Origin of the sequence: Pseudonocardia sp. KRD291 (assembly GCF_019263595.1) — a bacterium.
Lineage (GTDB): Bacteria > Actinomycetota > Actinomycetes > Mycobacteriales > Pseudonocardiaceae > Pseudonocardia.
Genome location: NZ_JADQDD010000439.1, coordinates 1 through 3345, shown reverse-complemented (window position 1 = coordinate 3345; position 3345 = coordinate 1). Strand labels below are relative to the sequence as shown.

Below are 3345 nucleotides of genomic sequence, written 5' to 3'. Positions count from 1 at the left end.
CGTAAGGCCGGCCCCGCCAAGGCCGGCTCCGGCACGTCCACCTCGAAGAAGGAGGACACGCCGCGGCTGCTCCTGCTCGACGGGCACTCGCTGGCCTACCGGGCGTTCTTCGCGCTGCCGGCGGAGAACTTCCGCACCGGCACCGGGCAGACCACGAACGCCGTCTACGGCTTCACCGCAATGCTGATCAACCTCCTGCGCGACGAGGAGCCGACGCACCTGGCCGTCGCGTTCGACGTCTCGCGCAAGACGTTCCGGTCCGAGCGCTTCGCCGACTACAAGGCGAACCGCACGAGCACCCCGGACGACTTCCGCGGCCAGATCGACCTCATCAAGGAGGTCCTGGCGGCGCTGAACATCCCGGTCTTCGCCGTCGAGAACTACGAGGCCGACGACCTGATCGCCACCCTGACCACGCAGGCCGAGGCGCAGGGCATGAACGTCCTGATCACCACCGGGGACCGGGACGCGTTCCAGCTGGTCACCGACCACGTCACGGTGCTCTACCCGAAGCGCGGCGTGTCCGACCTGGGCCGGATCGATCCGGCCGAGGTGGACACCCGCTACGGCCTGACCCCGGCGCAGTACCCCGACTTCGCGGCGCTGCGCGGGGACCCCTCGGACAACCTGCCCTCGATCCCCGGGGTGGGGGAGAAGACGGCGGCCAAGTGGGTCCGCGAGTTCGGCTCGCTGGCCGAGCTGACCGACCGGGTGGACGAGGTCAAGGGCAAGGCGGGCGACGCGCTGCGGGCCAACCTGGCGAACGTGCTGCTCAACCGCCAGCTCACCGAGCTGGTCCGCGACGTCGACCTCGGCTCCGACCCGTCGCAGCTCGAGGTGCGGCCGTGGGACCGCGACGCGGTGCACCGGCTGTTCGACGAGCTGGAGTTCCGGGTGCTGCGCGAGCGGCTGTTCGCGACGCTGTCCTCGGCCGAGCCGGAGGCCGAGGAGGGCTTCTCGGTGCAGGGCGCGGTGATCGAGCCCGGCTCGGTGCGCGCCTGGCTCGACGAGCACACCCGCGACGGGCGCCGGGTGGCGCTCTCGTTCGGCGGGGTCGCCGGGCCGGTGGCCGCGCGGGACCTGACCGGGATCGCGTTCGCGGTCGGCGAGCCGAGCGTCGAGGCGCGGGCGGCCGGCGCGACGGCCGGGGTGCCGCAGGCCGGTTATCTCGCCCTGGCCACGCTCACCCCGGACGACGAGGCCGCGCTCGGTGCGTGGCTGGCGGACCCGTCGGTCCCGAAGGCGGCGCACGACGTGAAGGCCGTGCTGCACGGTCTGCGGGCCCGCGGCTGGACCCTCGACGGGCTGACCAGCGACACCGCGCTCGCCGCCTACCTGGCGAAGCCGGGGCAGCGCACGTTCGACCTGGCCGACCTCGCCCTGCGCTACCTGCGCCGGGAGCTGCGCACCGAGACCGAGGGCGACGGGCAGCTGTCCCTGCTCGGCGGTGAGGACGAGGCCGACAACGCGGCCGCCGAGACGGAGATGCTGGCCGCGTCCGCGGTGCAGGAGCTCTCCGACGCGCTCGACGCGGACCTGGCCGAGCGCGGCGGGTCCGAGCTGCTGGCCGAGCTGGAGCTGCCGCTGGCGTTCGTGCTGGCGGACCTGGAGTCGGCCGGGATCGCCGTCGACGCGGACTACCTGTCCGGGCTGGAGTCGGACTTCGGCTCCCAGGTCCGCCAGGCCGCGTCGGACGCCTACGAGGTGATCGGCAAGGAGATCAACCTCGGCTCGCCCAAGCAGCTGCAGGTCGTGTTGTTCGACGAGCTGAACATGCCCAAGACCAAGCGCACCAAGACCGGGTACACCACCGACGCGGACGCGTTGCAGAGCTTGTTCGAGCAGACCGAGCACCCGTTCCTGCAGCATCTGCTGCTGCACCGGGACGCGACCCGGCTCAAGGTCACCGTCGACGGGCTGATCAAGTCCGTGGCCGACGACGGCCGGATCCACACCACGTACTCGCAGACGATCGCGGCCACCGGGCGCCTGAGCTCGACCGACCCGAACCTGCAGAACGTGCCGATCCGCACCGCGGCCGGGCGCCGGATCCGGGACGCGTTCGTGGTGGGCCGCGACGGCGCGGCGGGCTCCGGCGGCACCGCGTACACCGAGCTGATGACCGCGGACTACAGCCAGATCGAGATGCGGATCATGGCCGACCTGTCCGAGGACGCCGCGCTGATCGAGGCGTTCCGCTCGCAGCACGACTTCCACGCCGAGACCGCGGCCAGGGTGTTCGGCGTCGAGGCCACCGACGTCTCGATCGAGCAGCGGGCCAAGATCAAGGCGATGAACTACGGCCTGGCCTACGGTCTGTCGGCCTACGGCCTGTCCGCGCAGCTGCGGATCTCGACCGACGAGGCCAAGGGGATGATGGACGACTACTTCGCCGGTTTCGGCGGGGTGCGCGACTACCTGGCCGGCGTCGTCGACCGGGCCCGCAAGGACGGCTACACGGCCACCATCATGGGCCGCCGCCGATACCTGCCCGACCTGGTCTCGGACAATCGCCAGCGCCGCGAGATGGCCGAGCGGATGGCGCTCAACGCCCCCATCCAGGGCAGCGCCGCGGACATCATCAAGGTCGCGATGCTCGGCGTGCACAAGGCGCTGCGGGCCGAGGACCTGCGCAGCCGGATGCTGCTGCAGGTGCACGACGAGCTCGTGATCGAGGTCGCCGAGGGCGAGCGGGACGTGCTGGAGACGCTCGTGCGCCGGGAGATGGCCGCGGCCGCCGAGCTGTCGGTGCCGCTGGAGGTCTCGGTGGGCTACGGACGCAGCTGGGACGCCGCGGCGCACTGAGATCGTCGAGGGGACAGACCGTGGCCGCGTCCAGTCGCCCGGGTGCGTTCGGCCGGCCCGGTACACGAGGTCACGCCGGCCGACGGCCGTTCCGCGTGGCTCGTCGTCGGCTACCGATCACGGCGCGGGCAGGTGCCCCAGCTGGCCCAGGATCGTCATGTTGTCCCAGGTGATCCAGGACTCGGCGAACTTGCCGTCCTGGACCCGGAACACCCCGCCGAAGTCGAAGGCGGCCTTCTTGCCGGAGGCCGGGAACGGCCCGAGCGGTCCCTGCTGGGTGCCCTCGTAGGTGCACCAGATCCCGGCCCGGTCGCCCTCGACCACGACGTGCCGGAAGGTCTGCACGTTGTCCGGGAACGACTCGGTGTTCGACCGCAGGAAGTCCTTGAAGTCCTCCCGGCTGCGGACGTCGAAGTCCGGGGTGGCCTCGCAGTGCCGGACGAAGTCCTCGGACAGGATGTCGTCGAGCAGGTCCAGCTCCCGGGAGTTCATCGCGTCCTCCAGGCGCTGCATCAGCTGCCTGATCTCGTCGCCGTCGGT

The 3345-nt window shown here is 71.5% G+C and carries 2 protein-coding genes; one reads left to right on the top strand and one right to left on the bottom strand.

Annotated features, from left to right (window positions below; all coding sequences use genetic code 11):
* Positions 1 to 66: 66 nt before the first annotated feature.
* Positions 67 to 2805 carry a DNA polymerase I gene (gene polA, locus I4I78_RS31375; RefSeq protein WP_218615134.1) on the top strand — a complete coding sequence of 913 codons (2739 nt, stop codon included), beginning with the start codon at positions 67 to 69 and terminating at the stop codon, positions 2803 to 2805.
* Positions 2806 to 2922: 117 nt separating this feature from the next.
* Here polA and I4I78_RS31370 read toward each other — a convergent pair.
* A partial coding sequence (locus I4I78_RS31370; RefSeq protein WP_218615133.1) for an ester cyclase occupies positions 2923 to 3345 on the bottom strand: 423 nt, incomplete at its 5' end.